Source organism: Kitasatospora sp. NPDC001527, assembly GCF_040298605.1.
Lineage (GTDB): Bacteria > Actinomycetota > Actinomycetes > Streptomycetales > Streptomycetaceae > Kitasatospora.
This window is the reverse complement of sequence record NZ_JBEPAM010000002.1, coordinates 330,017-346,528: the sequence shown is the minus strand read 5'-3', so window position 1 is coordinate 346,528 and position 16,512 is coordinate 330,017. Positions and strand designations below refer to the sequence as shown.

General features: G+C 75.4%; 16 protein-coding genes and 1 pseudogene. 10 read left to right on the top strand and 7 right to left on the bottom strand.

All coding sequences use genetic code 11. The features are described 5' to 3' along the window. Window positions 1–33: 33 nt before the first annotated feature. Window positions 34–1,143 carry a hypothetical protein gene (locus tag ABT238_RS03400; protein WP_350564573.1) on the top strand — a complete coding sequence of 370 codons (1,110 nt, stop codon included), beginning with the start codon at window positions 34–36 and terminating at the stop codon, window positions 1,141–1,143. Between the two features lie 213 nt (window positions 1,144–1,356). After that, window positions 1,357–2,808, top strand: coding sequence for a C40 family peptidase (locus tag ABT238_RS03395; RefSeq protein ID WP_350755405.1), 1,452 nt, complete (start codon window positions 1,357–1,359; stop codon window positions 2,806–2,808). 36 nt (window positions 2,809–2,844) lie between these two features. On the opposite strand, the gene ABT238_RS03390 is transcribed toward ABT238_RS03395, so the two are convergent. Continuing rightward, window positions 2,845–3,570, bottom strand: a complete 726-nt coding sequence (locus ABT238_RS03390) for a dienelactone hydrolase family protein (RefSeq protein ID WP_350564569.1) — start codon at window positions 3,568–3,570, stop codon at window positions 2,845–2,847. A gap of 134 nt (window positions 3,571–3,704) precedes the next feature. On the opposite strand from ABT238_RS03390, the gene ABT238_RS03385 reads away from it, so the two are divergent. Beyond that, on the top strand, window positions 3,705–5,018 hold the full coding sequence (locus ABT238_RS03385) for a GNAT family N-acetyltransferase (RefSeq protein WP_350755404.1): 1,314 nt from the start codon (window positions 3,705–3,707) through the stop codon (window positions 5,016–5,018). Window positions 5,019–5,055: 37 nt separating this feature from the next. Here ABT238_RS03385 and ABT238_RS03380 read toward each other — a convergent pair whose 3' ends face one another. Continuing rightward, on the bottom strand, window positions 5,056–5,853 hold the full coding sequence (locus ABT238_RS03380; RefSeq protein WP_350564566.1) for a TetR/AcrR family transcriptional regulator: 798 nt from the start codon (window positions 5,851–5,853) through the stop codon (window positions 5,056–5,058). Window positions 5,854–6,033: 180 nt separating this feature from the next. Here ABT238_RS03380 and ABT238_RS03375 point away from each other — a divergent pair, with 180 nt between their 5' ends. After that, window positions 6,034–6,576: a GNAT family N-acetyltransferase gene (locus ABT238_RS03375; RefSeq protein WP_350564565.1), complete on the top strand. Its 543-nt coding sequence runs from the start codon at window positions 6,034–6,036 to the stop codon at window positions 6,574–6,576. Here ABT238_RS03375 and ABT238_RS03370 read toward each other — a convergent pair. Continuing rightward, a pseudogene (locus ABT238_RS03370) lies at window positions 6,561–7,048 on the bottom strand (macro domain-containing protein). The gene ABT238_RS03375 and the pseudogene ABT238_RS03370 sit on opposite strands and share 16 nt — an antisense overlap. Before the next feature lie 10 nt (window positions 7,049–7,058). Continuing rightward, the gene (locus ABT238_RS03365) at window positions 7,059–8,291 is read right to left on the bottom strand and encodes an MFS transporter (protein WP_350755403.1); all 1,233 of its coding nucleotides are present in this window, start codon (window positions 8,289–8,291) and stop codon (window positions 7,059–7,061) included. 152 nt (window positions 8,292–8,443) lie between these two features. Between ABT238_RS03365 and ABT238_RS03360 the strand changes: the two genes are divergently transcribed. Continuing rightward, the gene (locus tag ABT238_RS03360) at window positions 8,444–9,409 is read left to right on the top strand and encodes a LysR family transcriptional regulator (protein WP_350755402.1); all 966 of its coding nucleotides are present in this window, start codon (window positions 8,444–8,446) and stop codon (window positions 9,407–9,409) included. Window positions 9,410–9,638: 229 nt separating this feature from the next. Here the strand turns inward: ABT238_RS03360 and ABT238_RS03355 are convergent, their stop codons facing one another. Next, window positions 9,639–10,253: a YceI family protein gene (locus ABT238_RS03355; protein WP_350564559.1), complete on the bottom strand. Its 615-nt coding sequence runs from the start codon at window positions 10,251–10,253 to the stop codon at window positions 9,639–9,641. A 172-nt stretch (window positions 10,254–10,425) separates the two neighbouring features. Here ABT238_RS03355 and ABT238_RS03350 point away from each other — a divergent pair, with 172 nt between their 5' ends. The 4 genes from ABT238_RS03350 (at window position 10,426) to ABT238_RS03335 (ending at window position 13,060) form a co-directional block, all read left to right on the top strand. Continuing rightward, a complete protein-coding gene (locus ABT238_RS03350) occupies window positions 10,426–11,577 on the top strand; it encodes a DNA polymerase III subunit beta family protein (protein WP_350755401.1) in 1,152 nt (383 codons plus the stop codon). 87 nt (window positions 11,578–11,664) lie between these two features. Then, the gene (locus ABT238_RS03345; RefSeq protein ID WP_350755400.1) at window positions 11,665–12,078 is read left to right on the top strand and encodes a helix-turn-helix domain-containing protein; all 414 of its coding nucleotides are present in this window, start codon (window positions 11,665–11,667) and stop codon (window positions 12,076–12,078) included. A 20-nt stretch (window positions 12,079–12,098) separates the two neighbouring features. Beyond that, complete coding sequence (locus ABT238_RS03340; RefSeq protein ID WP_350564554.1) at window positions 12,099–12,596, top strand: hypothetical protein; 498 nt, start codon at window positions 12,099–12,101, stop codon at window positions 12,594–12,596. A 113-nt stretch (window positions 12,597–12,709) separates the two neighbouring features. Then, window positions 12,710–13,060, top strand: a complete 351-nt coding sequence (locus tag ABT238_RS03335; RefSeq protein WP_350564661.1) for a DUF2516 family protein — start codon at window positions 12,710–12,712, stop codon at window positions 13,058–13,060. Window positions 13,061–13,189: 129 nt separating this feature from the next. Here the strand turns inward: ABT238_RS03335 and ABT238_RS03330 are convergent, their stop codons facing one another. Then, window positions 13,190–14,695, bottom strand: a complete 1,506-nt coding sequence (locus ABT238_RS03330; RefSeq protein ID WP_350564552.1) for a PP2C family protein-serine/threonine phosphatase — start codon at window positions 14,693–14,695, stop codon at window positions 13,190–13,192. 239 nt (window positions 14,696–14,934) lie between these two features. Here ABT238_RS03330 and ABT238_RS03325 point away from each other — a divergent pair, with 239 nt between their 5' ends. Then, a complete protein-coding gene (locus ABT238_RS03325) occupies window positions 14,935–15,486 on the top strand; it encodes an O-acetyl-ADP-ribose deacetylase (protein ID WP_350755399.1) in 552 nt (183 codons plus the stop codon). Between the two features lie 107 nt (window positions 15,487–15,593). On the opposite strand, the gene ABT238_RS03320 is transcribed toward ABT238_RS03325, so the two are convergent. Beyond that, window positions 15,594–16,427 carry a class I SAM-dependent methyltransferase gene (locus tag ABT238_RS03320; protein WP_350564548.1) on the bottom strand — a complete coding sequence of 278 codons (834 nt, stop codon included), beginning with the start codon at window positions 16,425–16,427 and terminating at the stop codon, window positions 15,594–15,596. Window positions 16,428–16,512 lie beyond the last annotated feature (85 nt).

The window sequence follows — 16,512 nt, the reverse complement described above, 5'->3', positions numbered from 1 at the left end:
CCGCACGCAGCACCAGGAACGAAGGTAAGACCCATGACCACCTTGCTGGACGGCTACCGCGAGCACATCGTGGCCACGCACAAGCAACCGCTGTTCCTGCTGCTGGTCGGGTTCATCACCTCCTTCGTCTTCATCCGGTTCAGCGTGCGGATGATCAGGGCCCAGGTGCGCTGGTGGCCCGGCAACGTGACGCCCGGCGGGCTGCACATCCACCACATGGTCTTCGGCCTGGGGTTCCTGCTGGCCGGCGGCATCGGGGTGTTCGCGACCTACGGCGGGCACCCGTGGATCGACGTCTTCGGGCTGCTCTTCGGCATCGGCTGCGGCCTGGTGCTGGACGAGTTCGCGCTGATCCTGCACCTGGACGACGTCTACTGGAGCGAGCAGGGCCGCAAGTCGGTGGACGCGGTGATCTTCGGCATCCTCTTCACCGGCCTGCTGCTCGTCGGCTACGTCCCGCTCGGCGCCGAGCCCACCGGGGAGACCAGGTGGGGGCTGGTCACGGTGATCTCGGTGAACGCGCTGGCGATGGTCGTCACCCTGCTCAAGGGCAAGGTGTGGACCGGGCTGCTCGGCATCATGGTGCCCGGCCTCTCCTGGATCGGCGCGGTCCGGCTGGCCCGCCCGAGCAGCCCCTGGGCGCGCTGGCGGTACGCCGCGAGCCCGCGCCTGCGGGCCCGGGCGCTCCGGCGCGAGCGCCTTCTGCACCGGCGCGCGGACCGGGCCAGGACCTGGCTCTTCGACCTGATCGCCGGGGCGCCCGACAAGGTGCCGGCCCACCACCCGGCGGCCCACCGGGTGGCCGAGCGGATGGCCGCCCGGGCCACCGCCCACCTCGACGTGCACACCGCCCGGGCGCTGGCCCGGCGCTCCGCCCGGCTGGCCGACCGCCGCTCCGCGGCGGGCAGCGCGGAGCACCCGTCCGGGAGCCACCGGAGCACCGGTGGGGCCGGTGCGGCCGGGGGCGCGGCGGCGGACGGCGGGCCGGGCGACCGGGCGGGGCGGCAGGGCCGGGCCCAGCAGCGGCGCGGGGCGGTCCGGGCCGGCCGCAGCCGGACGTACGCGCTCGGCCGGGTCGGCCGCACGCCCCGGCCGGACCGGCACCGCTGGCTGCGGCCGCGCACCCGCCGGATGAGCCGCTAGACCGCCGCCGTCGGGGGCGCGGCCGGGGGCGGGCTTCGGTCGGATCATCCGATGGTCACCCGGTCGGAGGTGCGGGCTTGAGGTGTGAAGACGGCCCGGCTTGAGAACATGGCGGACAGTGACCGTCTTGTCATGGAATGGGGTGTTCCGTCGGGCCGCCGGCGGCGGGCACCGGACGCTCCCCTCCCTCGTGACCGTCCGAAGGGATGAAATATGGCGCGCAGACTCCTGCCGACCCTCCTGTTGTCCCTCACCGTCCTGCTCGGACTGCTCCCCGCCGCGGCGGCGGCCCCGGGGGAGCCGGGCCCGGCCGGCCCGCCCGCGGCCGATCCGTCCGCCGATCCCTCCGCGGATCCGTCCGCCGACCCGGCCGGGGCCGCCGGACCGGGGGAGCAGGCCTATCCGTCCACCGAGGAGATCGACCGGGCCCGGGCCGAGGCCGACCGCCGGGCCGGCACCGTCGCCGCCATCGAGGCCGGGCTCACCGCCGCCCGGGCCGAGGCCGACCGGGCCGCCCGGACCGCCGAACAGGCCGTCGAGGCCTACAACGGCGCCCAACTGGCCCTCACCCGGGCCCGCGCCGAGGAGTCCGCCGAGGCCGGCCGGGCGGCGGCGGCCGAGGCCGAGCGGTCCGCGGCCGCCGAGGACGCCGCCGCGCTGGCCGCCGAGACGTACCGGCAGGGCGCCGGCGCCGAACTCTCCGCGCTCAACGCCCTGCTCGGCGCGCACGGCCCGCGCGAGGCCGGGGACCGGGCCGCGGTGGTCGGGGTCGCCAGCGACCGCACCCGGCAGATCCTCGACGCGGCGGTCTCCACAGCCGCCCAGGCGGCCCGGGCCGCCGCCGCCGCGCGCGCCGCCACCGGGACCGCCGAACGCGCCGCCACCGAGGTCGGCGCCGCCCGGCAGCGCGCCGAGGCGCGGCTGACGGACCAGCAGAACCAGGTCACGGCCACCGGTCTGCGGCGCGAGCAGCTGCTCGCCGAGCTGGCCGCCGCCCGGAACACGACCGTCGAGCTGGAACGCCAGCGGCGCGAGGCGCTGGAGGCGATCGCCGCCCGGGAGGCCGAGGCCGCCGCCCGCGCGGCCGCCGAGAAGGCGGCGGCCGAGCGCGAGGCGGCGGAGCGGGCCGCGGCGGAACAGGCCGTCCGGGAGGCCGAGGCCAGGGCCGCCGCCGAACGGGCCGCCACCGAGGCCGCCCGGCGGGCCGGCGCAGAAGCCGCCGAAGCCGCCGTGGCCGTCCAGCGTGCGGCCGCCCCCGTCCCCGCCGCCGCACCCCCGCCGCCGGAGCGCCCCTGGTCGGCCGAGGGCGCGGCGGCGGCGATGGCCTTCGCCCGCTCCACCATCGGCCTGCCCTACGTCTGGGGCGGAGAGGGCCCGGGCGGCTACGACTGCTCGGGGCTGACCATGATGGCGTGGCGTCAGGGCGGCAAGCGGCTCAACCACTTCGCGGCCGACCAGTACGCCCAGTCCACCCCGGTCACCTACCGCCAGCTCCGCCCCGGTGACCTGGTCTTCTGGAGCACCACCGGCCGCGCCGCCGACATCCACCACGTCGGCCTCTACATCGGCGACGACCAGATGATCGAGGCGCCCCGGGCCGGCATGCCGATCAAGCAGGCCAGCCTCTGGATCATGGGCACCCCGAGCTTCTACGCCCGCCCCTGACCCCGCGTCCCCGACCCCCGCCCGGGTGGCGCCCGCTCACCGCGTCACGGGCACGCACTCGTCGAGCAGGGCGAGGACGTCGCGCCAGGCCCGCTCGGCCTGCCGCGGGTGGTGGCCGACGCCGGGGAGCACGGCGTGGTCGACCGGCGGGTGGTGGAAGGCGTGCTGCGCCCCGCCGTAGACCACCAGGCGCCAGTCGACGCCCGCGTCCTGCATCTCGGCCGCGAACGCGTCCCGGCGCTCGGGCGGCATGATCGGATCCTCCGACCCGACCCCGGCCCACACCGGGCAGCGGATCCGCGCGGCCTCGCCCGGCCGGCCCGTGGTCAGGGCGTTGACCGTCGCGATCGCCCGCAGGTCGGCCCCGTCGCGGCCGAGTTCCAGCGCGATCGCGCCCCCGGTGCCGTAGCCGACGGCGGCGATCCGGTCGGGGTCGGTCCGCGGCTCGCCGCGCAGCACGTCGAGCGCCGCGTGACCGATGTCCCGCAGCCGGTCGGGGTCGGCGAGCAGCGGCAGCGCCCGGGCCAGCATCTCCTGCGGGTCGGTGAACCAGCGCCCGCCGTGGAGGTCGAAGGCCAGGGCCACGTAGCCCAGTTCGGCGAGGGCTTCGGCCCGCCCGCGGTGGACGTCGTTGATGCCCGGCCCCTCGGGTCCGAGCAGGACCGCGGGCCGGCGGCCGGTGCCGGCGGGGAGGGCGAGGTGTCCGATCATTGTCAGTCCGTCGGCCGGGTACTCGACCGTGCGTGTGGTGACCGTCGTCATAGAGCGGACCGTAGCGCGGTCCGGGCCCGCCCGGACCGGACTTCACCGACGGCGGAACAGCCCGGGGCCGGGGCCTCCTCCGCACCCGGAATAAATCGGGTGACCGCGCCGATATCCCGCCGTACGGTGAGCGAATGGGCAATGAGACGAACGGCGGACCGCGTGATCCGGGCGGCGACCGCGTGAAGGAGCAGGGCGGCGTCGCCGGTGGGATCGAGATCCGCGCGGTCGGCGAGGACGAGGTCGAGGAGTGGGACCGGGCGCTGGCCGTCGGCTTCCTGCGCTCGCGCGTCGAGCGGGCGACGGAGTTCCGCCGCCGTCAGTGGGAGCCGGGCCGGATGATCGGGGCGTTCGACGACGGCCGGATCGTCGCCACCTTCCGCAGTTTCGACGCCGAACTGACCGTGCCCGGCGGCGCCGTGGTGAAGGCCGACGCGATCACCGCCGTCACCGTGACCGCCACCCACCGGCGGCGCGGTCTGCTCCGCCGGATGATGACCGGGGACCTCGCGGCCGCCCGGGAGCGCGGCGCCGCCGTCGCGATCCTGATCGCCGCCGAGTACAACATCTACGGCCGGTACGGCTTCGGCCCGGCCACCCGCGGCCACGGCTGGAACATCGACCTGCTCCGGGCCGGCGGCCTGCGGGCCGGCCTGCCCACCGTGCCCGGCGGGCGGATCGACCTGGTCTCCATGGAGGAGCTGCGCAAGACCGGCCCCGAGCTGTTCGACCGCTGGCGGGTCACCCAGCCCGGCGTGATCGACCGCGACGAGCTGACCTGGCAGCGCCACACCGGTGCGATCGAGGTCCCCGGCTTCGACTGGAAGGAGCCCTTCGCCGTCGTCCACCGGGACGCCGGGGGCACCCCCACCGGCCTGGCCGTTTACAAGGTCGACGACACCTGGGACGGCTCCTACCCGAACTGCACGCTCACCGTCCTCGACTTCTTCGCCCTCGACCGGCCGACGGCCACCGCGCTGTGGCGCTACCTCTGTTCGGTCGACTGGGTGCGCAAGGTCGTGGTGGACAACGTCGGCCCGGACGACCCGCTGCCGATGCTGCTGAACGAGCCGCGCGCCGCCACCCCGCACGCCGACAACGCCGACTTCATGTGGCTGCGGGTGCTGGACGTCGAGGCCGCCTTCAACGCCCGGACGTACGGCGCGCCCGGCCGCGTGGTGCTGGACGTCGAGGACCGCGACGGCTACGCCGCCGGCCGCTGGGCCATCGAGGTCGCCGCGGACGGCACCGGCCGCGCCGTGCGGACCACCGACGAGGCCGAGCTGGCGCTGGACGCCTCGGCGCTCGGCGCGCTCTACCTGGCCGGCGAGACGCTGCCCCGGCTCGCGGTGGCGGGCCTGGTCACCGAGCTGCGTCCGGGCGCGGTGGCCGCCGCGGACCTGCTGCTGCGCACGCCGCTGCTGTCCTGGAACATCGACGGCTTCTGACCGGCGCTCACCCCCCCGGCCCGCCCGGCCGGGGGCGTCACTTCACGGCGGTCTTGCCGATGGTGGGCAGGATGAAGTCCTGGATGAGGCCCTTGGCGTCGCGGACGATCGGCCGGAACACCCGGTAGCGCGACAGGTTGATCACCCGCGCCGCCATGGGGGTCGAGCGCCGGACGAACTCCCTGGTCCGCTCGGTGTCCTCGGTCCGGTCGAAGACCCAGTAGAGCACCACGACCATCAGGTGCAGCCACAGCACGTCGGGCAGCAGTTCGACCAGTTCGGCGTCCAGCTTCGGTGCCAGCTCGGAGCCCTGCAGCACCTCGCGGAACAGCTCGACCGCCGTCGCCCGGGCCGGGTGGGACTCGTTCGAGAACGGGCTCAGCGAGCTGTTCGGGTCGGCGGCGGTGCGGAAGAACTGCGCCGCGAACTCGTGGTACGGCGCCGCCGTGTCGAGCCAGGAGGTCAGCGCGATCTCCAGGCGCTCGGCGAAGTCCCGGGTGTGCGCCATCCGGGCCCTGGCGTCGGCCGCGTGGTCGTACGTCATGCGGTCGTAGAAGCCCTGGATCAGGAACTCCTTGGCCGAGAAGTAGTAGTAGGCGTTCCCGACCGAGACGCCGGCTTCGGTGGCGATGGCGCGCATGGTGGTCTTCTCGTAGCCGCGCTCCTGGAAGAGCCGCATCGCGGTCTCCAGGATCAGGGCCCGGGTCTGCTCGCTCTTGTCGGTCTTGGGCTGCGCGCGGCTGCCGCGCGCCTCGGCGGGGCCCGCGGCGCCCCCGTCCGTTCCGGTGCCGTCGTTCGCCGCGCTCGTGCCGTTCGTCGCTGCCAGGTCGTCCACGACCCCGAGCCTAGCCCGATCGGGTCAGTCCCAGGCGGTGTCGCTGCGTGCGGCACCGGATGGCCCCTGCGCATCCGGTACCGACTCGGCCCGCCCGCATTTTTCGAACACGTTCAAAGGCATGGGCTGACTCTAGGTCATGACTTGAACGCGTTCAAGTGAGGGTGGGATGCTGGACCCGTGAGCACCGTGATCCGTCCGGGCGGTACCCGGGACGCCGAGGCCGTGGCCGAACTGCATGCCGCCAGCTGGCGCACCGCGTACGCCGGGATCGTCCCCGACGACGCCCTCGGCGACGGGCTGGCCGCCGAGCGGCGCGAGATCTGGGAGCTGCGGCTGGCCGTCGACTACGGCGGCCCGGAGACCACCCCCGAGCTGCTGATCGCCGAACGGGACGGTGAGGTCGTCGGGTTCGCCTACCTCGTCCCGCACTGGGACGGCCGGGTGCTGCTCGACAACCTGCACGTCCGCCCCGGACTGACCGGCGGCGGCATCGGCCGGGACCTGCTGGCCGCCGCCCGCGCCCACACGGCCCACCGCCACCCCGGGACCGACCTCTACCTGGAGGTGCTGCAGGCCAACACCCGGGCGGTCGCCTTCTACGAGCGGGAGGGTGCCCACCGCACCGCCGTGCGCGAGGGCGTCTTCCCCGGTGGCCACACGCTGCCCGAGTACGAGTACACCTGGCCGGCTTCCGAACTCGCCCGTCAGTCGAAGTCGTAGACCGTCACCGGCACGCCCCGGCCGGTCAGCCGGGCCGTCACCAGCGGCTCGACCGACTCCCGGCGTCCGCCCGCCAGTCCGCACCCGATCCGCGGCATGTGCACGGACGCGCCCAGGCCGAGCGCGTGCCCGCCCAGCGTCGCCAGCGCGGTGTCGATCGCCTCGTAGCGCACCGGCGGTCCGGACGAGCGGGTGGTGCGGATGCCCCGCTGGCCGACCATGTTGGCCACCCAGAGGTCCTCCCCGACCCGCACCATCTGCACGGCGCCGAGCCCGAAGTCGTTCGACGCCCGCTCCCGGTGCCACCGCCGGTAGGCCGCCTCCGGCTCGGGCCGGCGCCGCGAGAGGGCCAGCACGAACCCCTTCCCCCATCCGCCGAGGTCGTTGCAGATGTGCGCGATCACCTTCACCCCCTTGCCCGGGGGGCCGTGGCATCGCCGCGGACGTAGCCGATGGTGTCCGATTCAGCCATGCACCGAACGCTAGTGCGCGACACCGACAACGCGTTCGGGCTCCTGCGCCGGCGGGCCCAGGTGGCGGCGGCCCGCGAGGGCGAGCAGCAGGGCGAGCACCGCCGCCCCCGCCGGGATCCCGTAGCCGGCGCCCGGCCCCGCGTGTTCGGCGACCGTGCCGGCCAGCGCCGAACCGCCCGAGATGCCGACCAGGATGCCGGACACCGCGATCGCCATGCCCTCGTTCAACTGCCGCTGCGGCAGCAGGTCCTGGAGCAGCGACATCCCGGTGACCATGGTGGGCGCGGTCCCCGTGCCGGCCGCGAACAGTGCCGCCCCGAGCAGCGCGAGCCCCGCGCCGCCCACCCCGGCGGCCAGTGGCATGAGCAGCAGCCCCGACATCGCCGCGACGCCCCACAGGAAGCGGGCCCGCGCCGTCCCGCGGGGCCGCAGCGCCCCGAACACCAGCCCGGCCACGCAGGATCCGGCCGCCACCAGGCCCAGCAGCGGGCCCGCGACCGGCCGGTGCCCCAGCGCCTGCGCGTAGGCGACGGTGGTCAGGTCGAGCGCGCCGAAGATCATGCCGGTGCTGAGGAAGGTCAGCGTCAGCACCCGCAGCCCCGGCACCCGCAGCGGCGAGCCGTGCCGTCCGGTGGCGGGGTGGTCGTCGAGCGGCGGCTCGGTGTGGCGCTGGGCCGCGAACAGCAGCGCGCCGGCCGCGCCGAGCCCGCCGGCGGTGAGCAGGCCGGCCTCCGGCGCGATCGTCGTGCACAGCACCATGCCGAGCACCGGTCCGGTCATGAAGCAGACCTCGTCCAGGGCCTGTTCGAAGGAGTTGGCGAGGTGCCGGTCCTCCGGCCGGTCCCGCAGCAGGTGCGCCCAGCGGGCCCGGGCCATGCCGCCGAGGTTCGGCGCCGCCGCGCAGGCCGCCCAGCAGAGGTAGAGCGTCCAGTCGGGCGCCCCGGTGCGGACGCAGAGCAGCAGGCCGATGAGCGGCACCACGTTGTAGAGCGCCGCCGGGACGGTGACCCGTGCCTGCCCGAACCGGTCGACCAGGCGCCCGATCACCGGCATGCCGACCGCCCCGGTGACCAGGCCGGCCGCCGCGACGGTGCCCGCCAGCGCGTACGAGCCGCGCCGTTCGGCGAGCAGGACCACCAGCGAGACGCCGGTCATCGACATCGAGAGCCGGCCGAGCAGCCCGGCCAGGGTGAAGGCGGTGGTGCCGGGGCGGGCGAACAGGCGGCGGTAGGGCGCGAGCATGGGACTCCGCGGGGAGGAGAAGGGGAGGAAGGCCCCCAGCCTCGGGCCGTCGGCGGTGCGCGGTCCAACACCTGTTCTGCCGCATTGACAACGGTCTGTTGTCGATCATCGCGGCAGGCCGCCCGGCCCGCGCGCGTTGCTAGCCTGCCGCCATGCCCCGTGACCTGCATCCCCGCCTGCTCCGCGGCTTCGTCGCGACCGCCGAGACGCTGCACTTCGGGCGGGCCGCCGAGCGCCTGCACGTGGCCCAGCAGGCGCTCAGCCGGGACGTCCGGACGCTGGAGCGGCTGCTCGGCGACGCGCTGTTCACCCGCACCACGCGCAGCGTCGAACTCACCGCCGCCGGCCACGGGTTGCTGCCCAGGGCACGCCGGCTGCTGGCGCTGCACGACGAGATCCTGGCCGGCGCCGCGCACCGTCCGTTGCTGCTCGACCTCAACAGCGACGTCACCGGACCGGACCTGGCGGGCGACCGGGTGTTCCGGCGGGCCCGCGCCGCCTGGCCGGAGGGTGAACTGCTGGCCCGCTTCCACGGCGGTCTGGCGGCCGCGGCTGGTGAACTGATCGCCCACCGGCTGGACGTCTCGTTCGGCCGCTTCGCCGGTCTGCCCTCCGGCGTGCGCGCCCAACTCGCGCAGCGACCCGTCCGGTTGGAGCCGGTGTCGGTGATGATGGCGGCCGGCCATCCGCTCGCCGGGCGGCCGGTCCTGCGGCTGGCCGAACTGGCCGGACATCCGGTGGACGTCTGCGCGGGCAACCCGGCCACCACCGAGTGGGCCGACCTCGGCCTGCGGCTGCTGAGGGAACACGGTCTGGCGCCGGCGCCGCCGCGCGTCCCGCCGGTGGGGGTGGACGAGACGGCCCGCTACCTCGTCCGGCACGGCGATCCGATGCTGACCACCGCCGGCGGCCCGACGCTGCCGGGCGCGGTGAACGTGCCGCTGGTCGAGCCGGTGCCGCTCAGTCTGGTGAGCCTGGTGCACCGCCCGGACCTGCGGCATCCCGGGCTGACCGCGCTGCTGTCGGCCGCTGCCGAACTCGGCGCGCGCGAGGCGTGGTTGCGGCGTCCGGCGGGCAGTTGGCTGCCGGAAGCGGACGCCGCGCTGCTGGTGCCCTGAGCGCTCCGCCGGGCGTGCCGGGCCCCGGGCGGAGGTGGTGCACGAACCTGTCCCGGATCAGGAATCCCCGGGCGCCGCACGGTTGTTGCGCCCATGGACGACCCCACCCCTGCCGCTCGGGGGTCGGCAGGGGTGGGGCGGGTGCGGGCGCGCGGTCGGTGGGGGAACCGACGGGTGCGCGCCCGCGGTCGGGGCGGGCCCGCCGGGCCCGGTTCCGTGGTCGGCCGGGTCAGGCCGCCTTCACGGCGGAGATGTCGAAGGTGAGCTTGACCTTCTCGCCGATCAGCACGCCGCCGGTCTCCAGCGCCGCGTTGTAGGTCAGGCCCCAGTCGGTGCGGTCCAGGACGGCCTTGCCCTCGAAGCCGACCCGGTCCACGCCGTAGGCGTCGACGGCGGTGCCGGTGAAGTCGAGGTCCAGGACGATCGGGCGGGTGACGTCCTTGATGGTCAGGTTGCCGGTCATCCGGTAGGAGTCGTCGCGCACGCGCTCGGCGGAGGTGCTGCGGAAGCTCATCTCGGGGAAGGTCTCCGCGGCGAAGAAGTCGCCGGTGCGCAGGTGCTCGTCGCGCTGGGCCTGGTTGGTGTCGATGCTGCCGACCTTGATCACCAGCTCGGCGCTGGAGTTGGTCGGCGTGGTGCCGTCGAGGTGCAGCTTGCCGTCGTACTCGGTGAAGCGGCCCTTGACGTTGGTGACCATCGCGTGGCGGACGGAGAAGCCGATCTCGCTGTGGGTGGCGTCGATGGTCCAGTCGCCGGAGAGGTGGCCGAGGTCCGGGCCCTCGGCGACGGCGACGGCGGTGGTGGTCGCGGCGGCGGTGTTCTTGGTGCGGTTGAAAAGGCCCATGGCTCCTCCTCGGGTTCGAAGCCATTTGTTTAGGCTTCAACTTGTTGGCTCCACTGTAGACCGGTTTCGTTCAAAGTTCAACCATGCTGGTCGGAGGCCCGCCGGTATCGTCGGAGCCGGTCCGGCCGCCCGGCTTGACCCTCGACCCGGTCGAGGCCCCAGAGTCCCCGGCATGGAGAGCGACCTGCGCAGCATCGGAGAGCTGGCCCGCGACAGCGGTCTGAGCGTGAGCGCCCTGCGCTTCTACGACGGCGCCGACGTGCTCGCCCCCGCGCGGGTCGACCCGCGCACCGGCTATCGCTGGTACGCGCCCGAACAGCTCGCCGACGCCCGGCTGCTCGCCCGGCTGCGCCGGGTGGGCCTGCCCCTGGCCGGCATCCGGGCCGTGCTCGGCGCGGCCCCCGGCAGCGGCGCCGCCCGGCGGGTGCTCGACGCGCACCAGTGCCGGCTGGAGGACGGCCTCGCCGACGCGCGCCGGGAGCTCTCCCTGATCCGACGGCTGATCGACCAGAGGGAGAACCCGATGACCACCGCCCCCGCCGAGCACCGCTTCACCGTTCCCGCCCGCGCGCTGGCCGAGGCCCTGGACGCGGTGCGGTTCGCCGTCGGCAGCGACCCCGGGATGCCGGTCCTGTCCGGCGTGCTGTTCGACCTGGACGGCGGCCTGCTGCGGCTGGTCGCCACCGACCGCTACCGGATGGCCCTCGCCGAGGTGCCCGCCGACGCCATCTCCTCCGACGCTGGCGCCTCCGACGCTGGCGCCTTCGACGCCTCCGACGCCGGTGCCTCCGCCGCCGCGATCGTGCCCACCGCGCTGGCCGACGCCCTGCGCGCGCTGCTCGGCTCCGCCGCCGGGGAGGTGGAACTGGTGCTCGGCGGCCCGGCGGTGCGCGCCGCGGTGGACGGCCACCGGATCGAGGGCGCCCCGCTCGACCACGACTACCCCGACTACCGCGCGCTCGTCCGGCTGGAGCCCGTCCAGCGGGTCGGCCTGCCCGCCGCCGACCTGCGCGCGGCACTCGCCTCCGCCCCGACCCGCAGCCTGCCGTCCGGCCCGGACGGCGCCGCCTGCGAGGTCGCCGTCCTGACCGTCGACGAGTCCGGCCGCCTCACCGTCGCCGCCCCCGGCGACGGCGCCCCGGCCCCGGATCCGGACGCCCTGCGCGTCGCGGTCAACCGCGACTTCCTGCTGGAGGCCCTCCCGGCCGGCGTGCCGGGCCAGCTCGTCCTCGAACTCGGCGGTCCCGTCGCCCCGCTCGCCGTCCGCACCCCCGGCCGGCCCGGTACCTTCACCGTCCTCATGCCGGTGCGCCTGCCGGCCTGACCCGGGCACGGCACGGCCGGCACCCGGGTGTTTGCTGCTGCTAGCGCCGCGCTTGCATCTGCAAGCGGCGTGGGGCAGGGTGGTCGCATGGCCTCACTGAACGTCGGCTCGCTCGGCGAGTACATCCGCGAACAGCGGCGCAACGCGCAGTACTCGCTGCGTCAGCTGGCGGAGGCCGCCGGCGTGTCCAACCCCTACCTCAGCCAGATCGAGCGAGGGTTGCGCAAGCCGAGCGCGGAGATCCTGCAGCAGATCGCCAAGGCGCTGCGGATCTCGGCGGAGACGCTCTACGTCCAGGCCGGGATCCTGGAGGAACGGCGCGGTGAGGGCTTGGAACTGCGGGCCTCGATCCTGGCCGATCCGCTGATCAACGAGCAGCAGAAGCAGGCGCTGCTCGCGGTCTACGACGCCTTCCTCAAGGAGAACGCCGCCGGGAAGCCGGCCGGCGCGGACGAGGGTGCGGGCGGGAGCGTGGACGCGCACGAGAGCAAGGCACCCTAGACCCCACGGGAGGACCGGCCGTGCCGATCACGGACGAGATCAAGAAGACCCTGACCGACCCGACCCCGCTGTACGCCCTCGCCGGCGCCGGGGAGCTCGCCTACGAGAAGCTGCGGGAGGTGCCGGGCCGGGTCGAGGCGCTCGCGGCCGACCGCAAGGGCACCCAGGAGAAGGCCGCCGCCCGGCTGGCCGAGGCACAGTCCAGGGTCGCCGGCACGGTCACCGCGCTGCCGGCCGACCTCAAGGTCCTGCAGGAGAAGGCCCAGACCTTCGCGCTCCAGCAGGTCGGCCGGGCCGTCGAGCTGGCGGTGAAGGCCAAGGAGACCTACGACGGGCTGGCCGAGCGCGGCAAGGTCGCGGTCGAGCGCGGGCGCGGCGCCGAGGACGGTGCCGGCGAGGCGGTCGCCGAGCGGGTCGACGCCGAGGCGGCCGAGGGCGAGCTGGTCGAGGGCGAGCTGGTCGAGGACGAGGCGCCCGCCGCCCCGAAGCGCGGCCGGTCCCGCAAGACCGCGCAGTAGCCGGGAAGGACCCCGGGGCGCATCCGGCGCCGCCGGGCCGTTGACCCCTTGGCGGACGCCCCGCCGTGCCAGGATGGGCGGACGGGGTGCCGCAGCGAGACGAGGAGGCCGTGATGGGCGGAGTGGCCCAGATCCTGTTCCTGGACTACCTGAATCCGTTCTGGTGGCTGGCCGTCGCCATCCTGGGCTACAAGCTGTTCGCGCTGATCGACGCCGCCACCAGGCCGGAGGACGCCTACCGGGCGGCCGACAAGAAGACCAAGGGCTTCTGGCTCGCGATCCTCGGCATCGCGTTCGGGCTGGACCTGCTGTTCGGCGCGAACTTCATGACCAGCTTCCTGACCCTGGCGGGCCTGGTCGCCGCGATCGTCTACGTGGTCGACGTCCGCCCGGCGATCCGGGCGCTGACCAACCGGGGCGGCGGCCGCGACCAGCGGAACATGGGGCCGTACGGGCCCTGGTGACGGCGGGACCAGCGAGCCCCGGCACCCGGCGGTTTCCACCGCACGGGCGCCGGGGCTCCGCCGTACCAGGGCGTGTCCGACCAGTCCCGCCGGGCGTGCGGCGATCCGCCGCGGACGGTCGGACGCGCCCTAGCCCAGCAGGTGCTGCGCCGGGTTGCGCTCCAGCAGCAGCACCGCGACGTCGTCCGTCAGGGCGCCGCCGTTCAGCTCCTCGACCTCGGCGATCGCGCTGTCGACCAGCCGGCCCCGGGTGAGCCCGGCGGACTGGTGGTCGCCGATGAGGTCGGCCAGGCCGTCCTGGCCGAGGCGGCGGGAGCCGGCGCCGATCCGGCCCTCGATCAGCCCGTCGGTGTAGAGCAGCAGCCGCCAGCCGGGGAGCAGCTCGAACCGGTGGGCCGGCCAGACGGCCAGGCCGTCGTCGCAGGGCAGCAGGCCGAGCGCGGGGCCGGCGTGCTCGGCGGGCAGGCCGATCGGGCTGTGGTCCTCGCCGAGCAGCAGCGGCGGCGGGTGGCCGGCCAGGTGGAGCCGGGCCCGTTCGGGGGTCTGCGGGGCGTCGGGGTCGCCCGGCTCGATGCTCAGCATGCAGAGCGTCGCGAAGATCTCGTCGCTGCGCCGTTCGTGTTCCAGCACGTGCTGCAGGGTGGTCAGCAGGGTCTCGCCGGTGAGGCCGGCGAAGACCAGGGTGCGCCACGCTATCCGCAGGGCCACGCCGAGCGCGGCCTCGTCGGGGCCGTGGCCGCAGACGTCGCCGATCACCACGTGGACGGTGCCGTCCTCGGTGCGGACCGCGTCGTAGAAGTCGCCGCCGAGCAGGGCGCGGCGCCGGCCCGGGCGGTAGCGGCGGGTGAAGGAGAGGTTGGCGCCGTCGAGCAGCGGGGTGGGCAGCAGATGGCGCTGCAGGCGGGCGTTCTCCTGGCCGCGCAGCTCGGCCTCGACCAGCCGGCGCTGCGACTCGTCGGCGCGCTTGCGCTCGACGGCGTAGCGCAGGGCGCGGGCCAGCAGCGGGCCGTCCGTCTCGTTCTTGACCAGGAAGTCCTGGGCGCCGGCGGCCACGGCGGCGGCGCCGAGTTCGGCGCCGGCGGCGTCGGTGAGGACCACGACGGCGGTGTGCGGGGCCCGGCGGAGCAGTTCGTGCAGGCCCTCCAGGCCGTCCGAGGGGTCCGAGGGGTGCGGCAGGTCGGCGGGGGCGGCGAGGTCGAGCAGGACGCAGCTGAAGTCGCCGCGGGCGGCGTCGGGGGTGCGCGGTCGGCCGCGCCGGGAGCCGGACGCGGCGGGGGCGAGCAGGGCGAAGGCCTGGTCGAGGCCGCGGGTCCAGTGGATCTCGATCGGGGCGCCGCTGTCGGCGACCGCGGCCTTGAGCAGCTGGGCGTCGGTGGCGTCGTCCTCGATCACCAGCAGCTTGAGCGGGGCGGCCGGCGCGGGGGACGGGCCCGCGGGGGCGGTGTTCGACCGGGGATGGGGTATCGGCGCGGGGGCCGTGGCCGGGCCGGCCGGGTGCCGGGCCGGTGCGGGGGAGCGGTCACGGGCGGACCGTTCGTGGCCGGACCGTTCGCGGGCCGTCCCGGAGCGGGCACCGTGCTGGGCGCCCGGCGGGTCCGCGGCAGCAGGTACCCGCCCGTCTCCCGTTGCGGGCATCGGCTGATCCTCCCTTTCCCCGCATGCGTAACGGCCGGCGTCCGTCCGCAGTGCCCGCGTGGCACCCTGCGTCGGGGAACTTCTCGCGACCATAACGTGATCTCCGGGGATTTCTCTGACCGACCGGCTCCGTTGTGGCTGGCGCCACGCCGGTGGCGGTGTGTTGGATGGGTGGGGCGGGTACGAGCGGGGGCCCGGTCCGACGCCGTCGGGGCGGGCATGGAGAGAGGTGTGCGGTGGTGACGCGGATCACTCTGGTCGAGGGTGACATCACGGCGCAGCAGGTGGACGTCGTGGTGAACGCGGCGAATTCCTCCCTGCTGGGCGGTGGTGGGGTGGACGGTGCGATCCACCGCCGGGGCGGGCCGCGGATCCTGGAGGAGTGCCGCGGGCTGCGGGCCTCGCGGTACGGGCGGGGGCTGCCCACCGGGCAGGCGGTGGCGACCACGGCCGGCGACCTGCCGGCCCACTGGGTGGTGCACACCGTGGGGCCGGTCTACCTGGCGGACGAGTACGAGGGGCGGGCGGAGCTGCTGGCCTCCTGCTATCGCGAGTCGCTCCGGGTGGCGGCGGAGCTGGGTGCGCGCACGGTGGCCTTCCCGGCCGTGTCGGCCGGGATCTTCGGGTGGCCGCCGGCGGATGCGGCCAGGATCGCGCTGGGCACCGTCGCGGCGGTGACGGCGGAGCCGGGCGGCGGACCGGAGGAGGTGCGGTTCGTGCTGTTCGGGTCGGAGATGTTCGAGGTGTTCGCGGGCGTCGGGCGGGAGCTGGGGCTGACCGGGCGGGAGTGAGTCCGCGGTCGGGTCCCATGGTGGCGTGACGAGGCGTCAACACGCCAGAGATATTCGATAACTCGTTCGAGTGAAACCAGGGACCCGGGCACGGACGCCCGGGCGGGCTACGGGGCCAGCGCCGTCCACGGCAGGGTGACCTCGCCCTGCCGCCACCGCCCCCGCGCGTCCACCAGCGGCCACGCCCCGGCCAGCGAGGTGCACGCCGCCACCCAGCGCTGCCGGGCGCCGAACGCCCCGTACGGCGCGGCCGCCGCCCAGGCGCGGTCGAAGTCGCGCAGGAACGCGTGCACCGGCCGCCCCGGCACGTTGTGGTGGATCAGCGCCTTCGGCAGCCGTTCGGCCAGGTCGGACGGCTGGCCGAGGCCGCCCAGCCGGGCCGCGAAGGTCACCGTCCGCGGCCCCTCCGGGCCGAGCGCCACCCAGACGTGCCGGCGGCCGATCTCGTCGCAGGTGCCCTCGACCAGCAGCCCGTCCGGGGCCAGCCGGTCGCACAGCCGCTCCCAGACCCCGGCCACCGCCGACTCGTCGTACTGCCGCAGCACGTTGGCGGCCCGGATCAGCTGGGCGGGCGCGCCGCCGTCCAGCGGCACCTCGAAGCCGCCGCGCCGGAAGGTCAGCAGCGGCGGCACCGCGTAGGGCAGCGCCGCGGCGACCCGGGCCGGCTCGATCTCGATCCCGACCACCCGGACGTCCGGGCGCACCGCCCGCAGCCGCCCGGACAGCTCGACGGCCGTCCACGGCGCGGCGCCGTACCCGAGGTCGACGGCGACCGGCGGGTGCCCGGCGGAGCGCAGCGCGGGCCCGAGCGTGTGGGCGATCCAGCGGTCCATCCGGCGCAGCCGGTTGGTGTTGGTGGTGCCGCGGGTGACGGTGCCCACCGGCCGCCCGGCCCGTCCGCGGGCGGGCGCGCTCGCGGTGTCGGGAGGGGAGGCGGCCATGGACCACAGGGTACGGGGCCCGGGCCGGGGGCCGGCGGCGCGGCCCATCTCATCCGGAGCCCCGGGAATGCCGGTCGGCGATCGC

Bases quoted from the DNA above. Each gene is read 5' to 3' on its own strand.
- ABT238_RS03400 (WP_350564573.1), top strand. From the start codon at position 34: ATGACCACCTTGCTGGACGGCTACCGCGAGCACATCGTGGCCACGCAC.
- ABT238_RS03395 (WP_350755405.1), top strand. From the start codon at position 1,357: ATGGCGCGCAGACTCCTGCCGACCCTCCTGTTGTCCCTCACCGTCCTG.
- ABT238_RS03390 (WP_350564569.1), bottom strand. From the start codon at position 3,570: ATGACGACGGTCACCACACGCACGGTCGAGTACCCGGCCGACGGACTG.
- ABT238_RS03385 (WP_350755404.1), top strand. From the start codon at position 3,705: ATGGGCAATGAGACGAACGGCGGACCGCGTGATCCGGGCGGCGACCGC.
- ABT238_RS03365 (WP_350755403.1), bottom strand. From the start codon at position 8,291: ATGCTCGCGCCCTACCGCCGCCTGTTCGCCCGCCCCGGCACCACCGCC.
- ABT238_RS03360 (WP_350755402.1), top strand. From the start codon at position 8,444: ATGCCCCGTGACCTGCATCCCCGCCTGCTCCGCGGCTTCGTCGCGACC.
- ABT238_RS03355 (WP_350564559.1), bottom strand. From the start codon at position 10,253: ATGGGCCTTTTCAACCGCACCAAGAACACCGCCGCCGCGACCACCACC.
- ABT238_RS03350 (WP_350755401.1), top strand. From the start codon at position 10,426: ATGGAGAGCGACCTGCGCAGCATCGGAGAGCTGGCCCGCGACAGCGGT.
- ABT238_RS03345 (WP_350755400.1), top strand. From the start codon at position 11,665: ATGGCCTCACTGAACGTCGGCTCGCTCGGCGAGTACATCCGCGAACAG.
- ABT238_RS03335 (WP_350564661.1), top strand. From the start codon at position 12,710: ATGGGCGGAGTGGCCCAGATCCTGTTCCTGGACTACCTGAATCCGTTC.
- ABT238_RS03330 (WP_350564552.1), bottom strand. From the start codon at position 14,695: ATGCCCGCAACGGGAGACGGGCGGGTACCTGCTGCCGCGGACCCGCCG.
- ABT238_RS03320 (WP_350564548.1), bottom strand. From the start codon at position 16,427: ATGGCCGCCTCCCCTCCCGACACCGCGAGCGCGCCCGCCCGCGGACGG.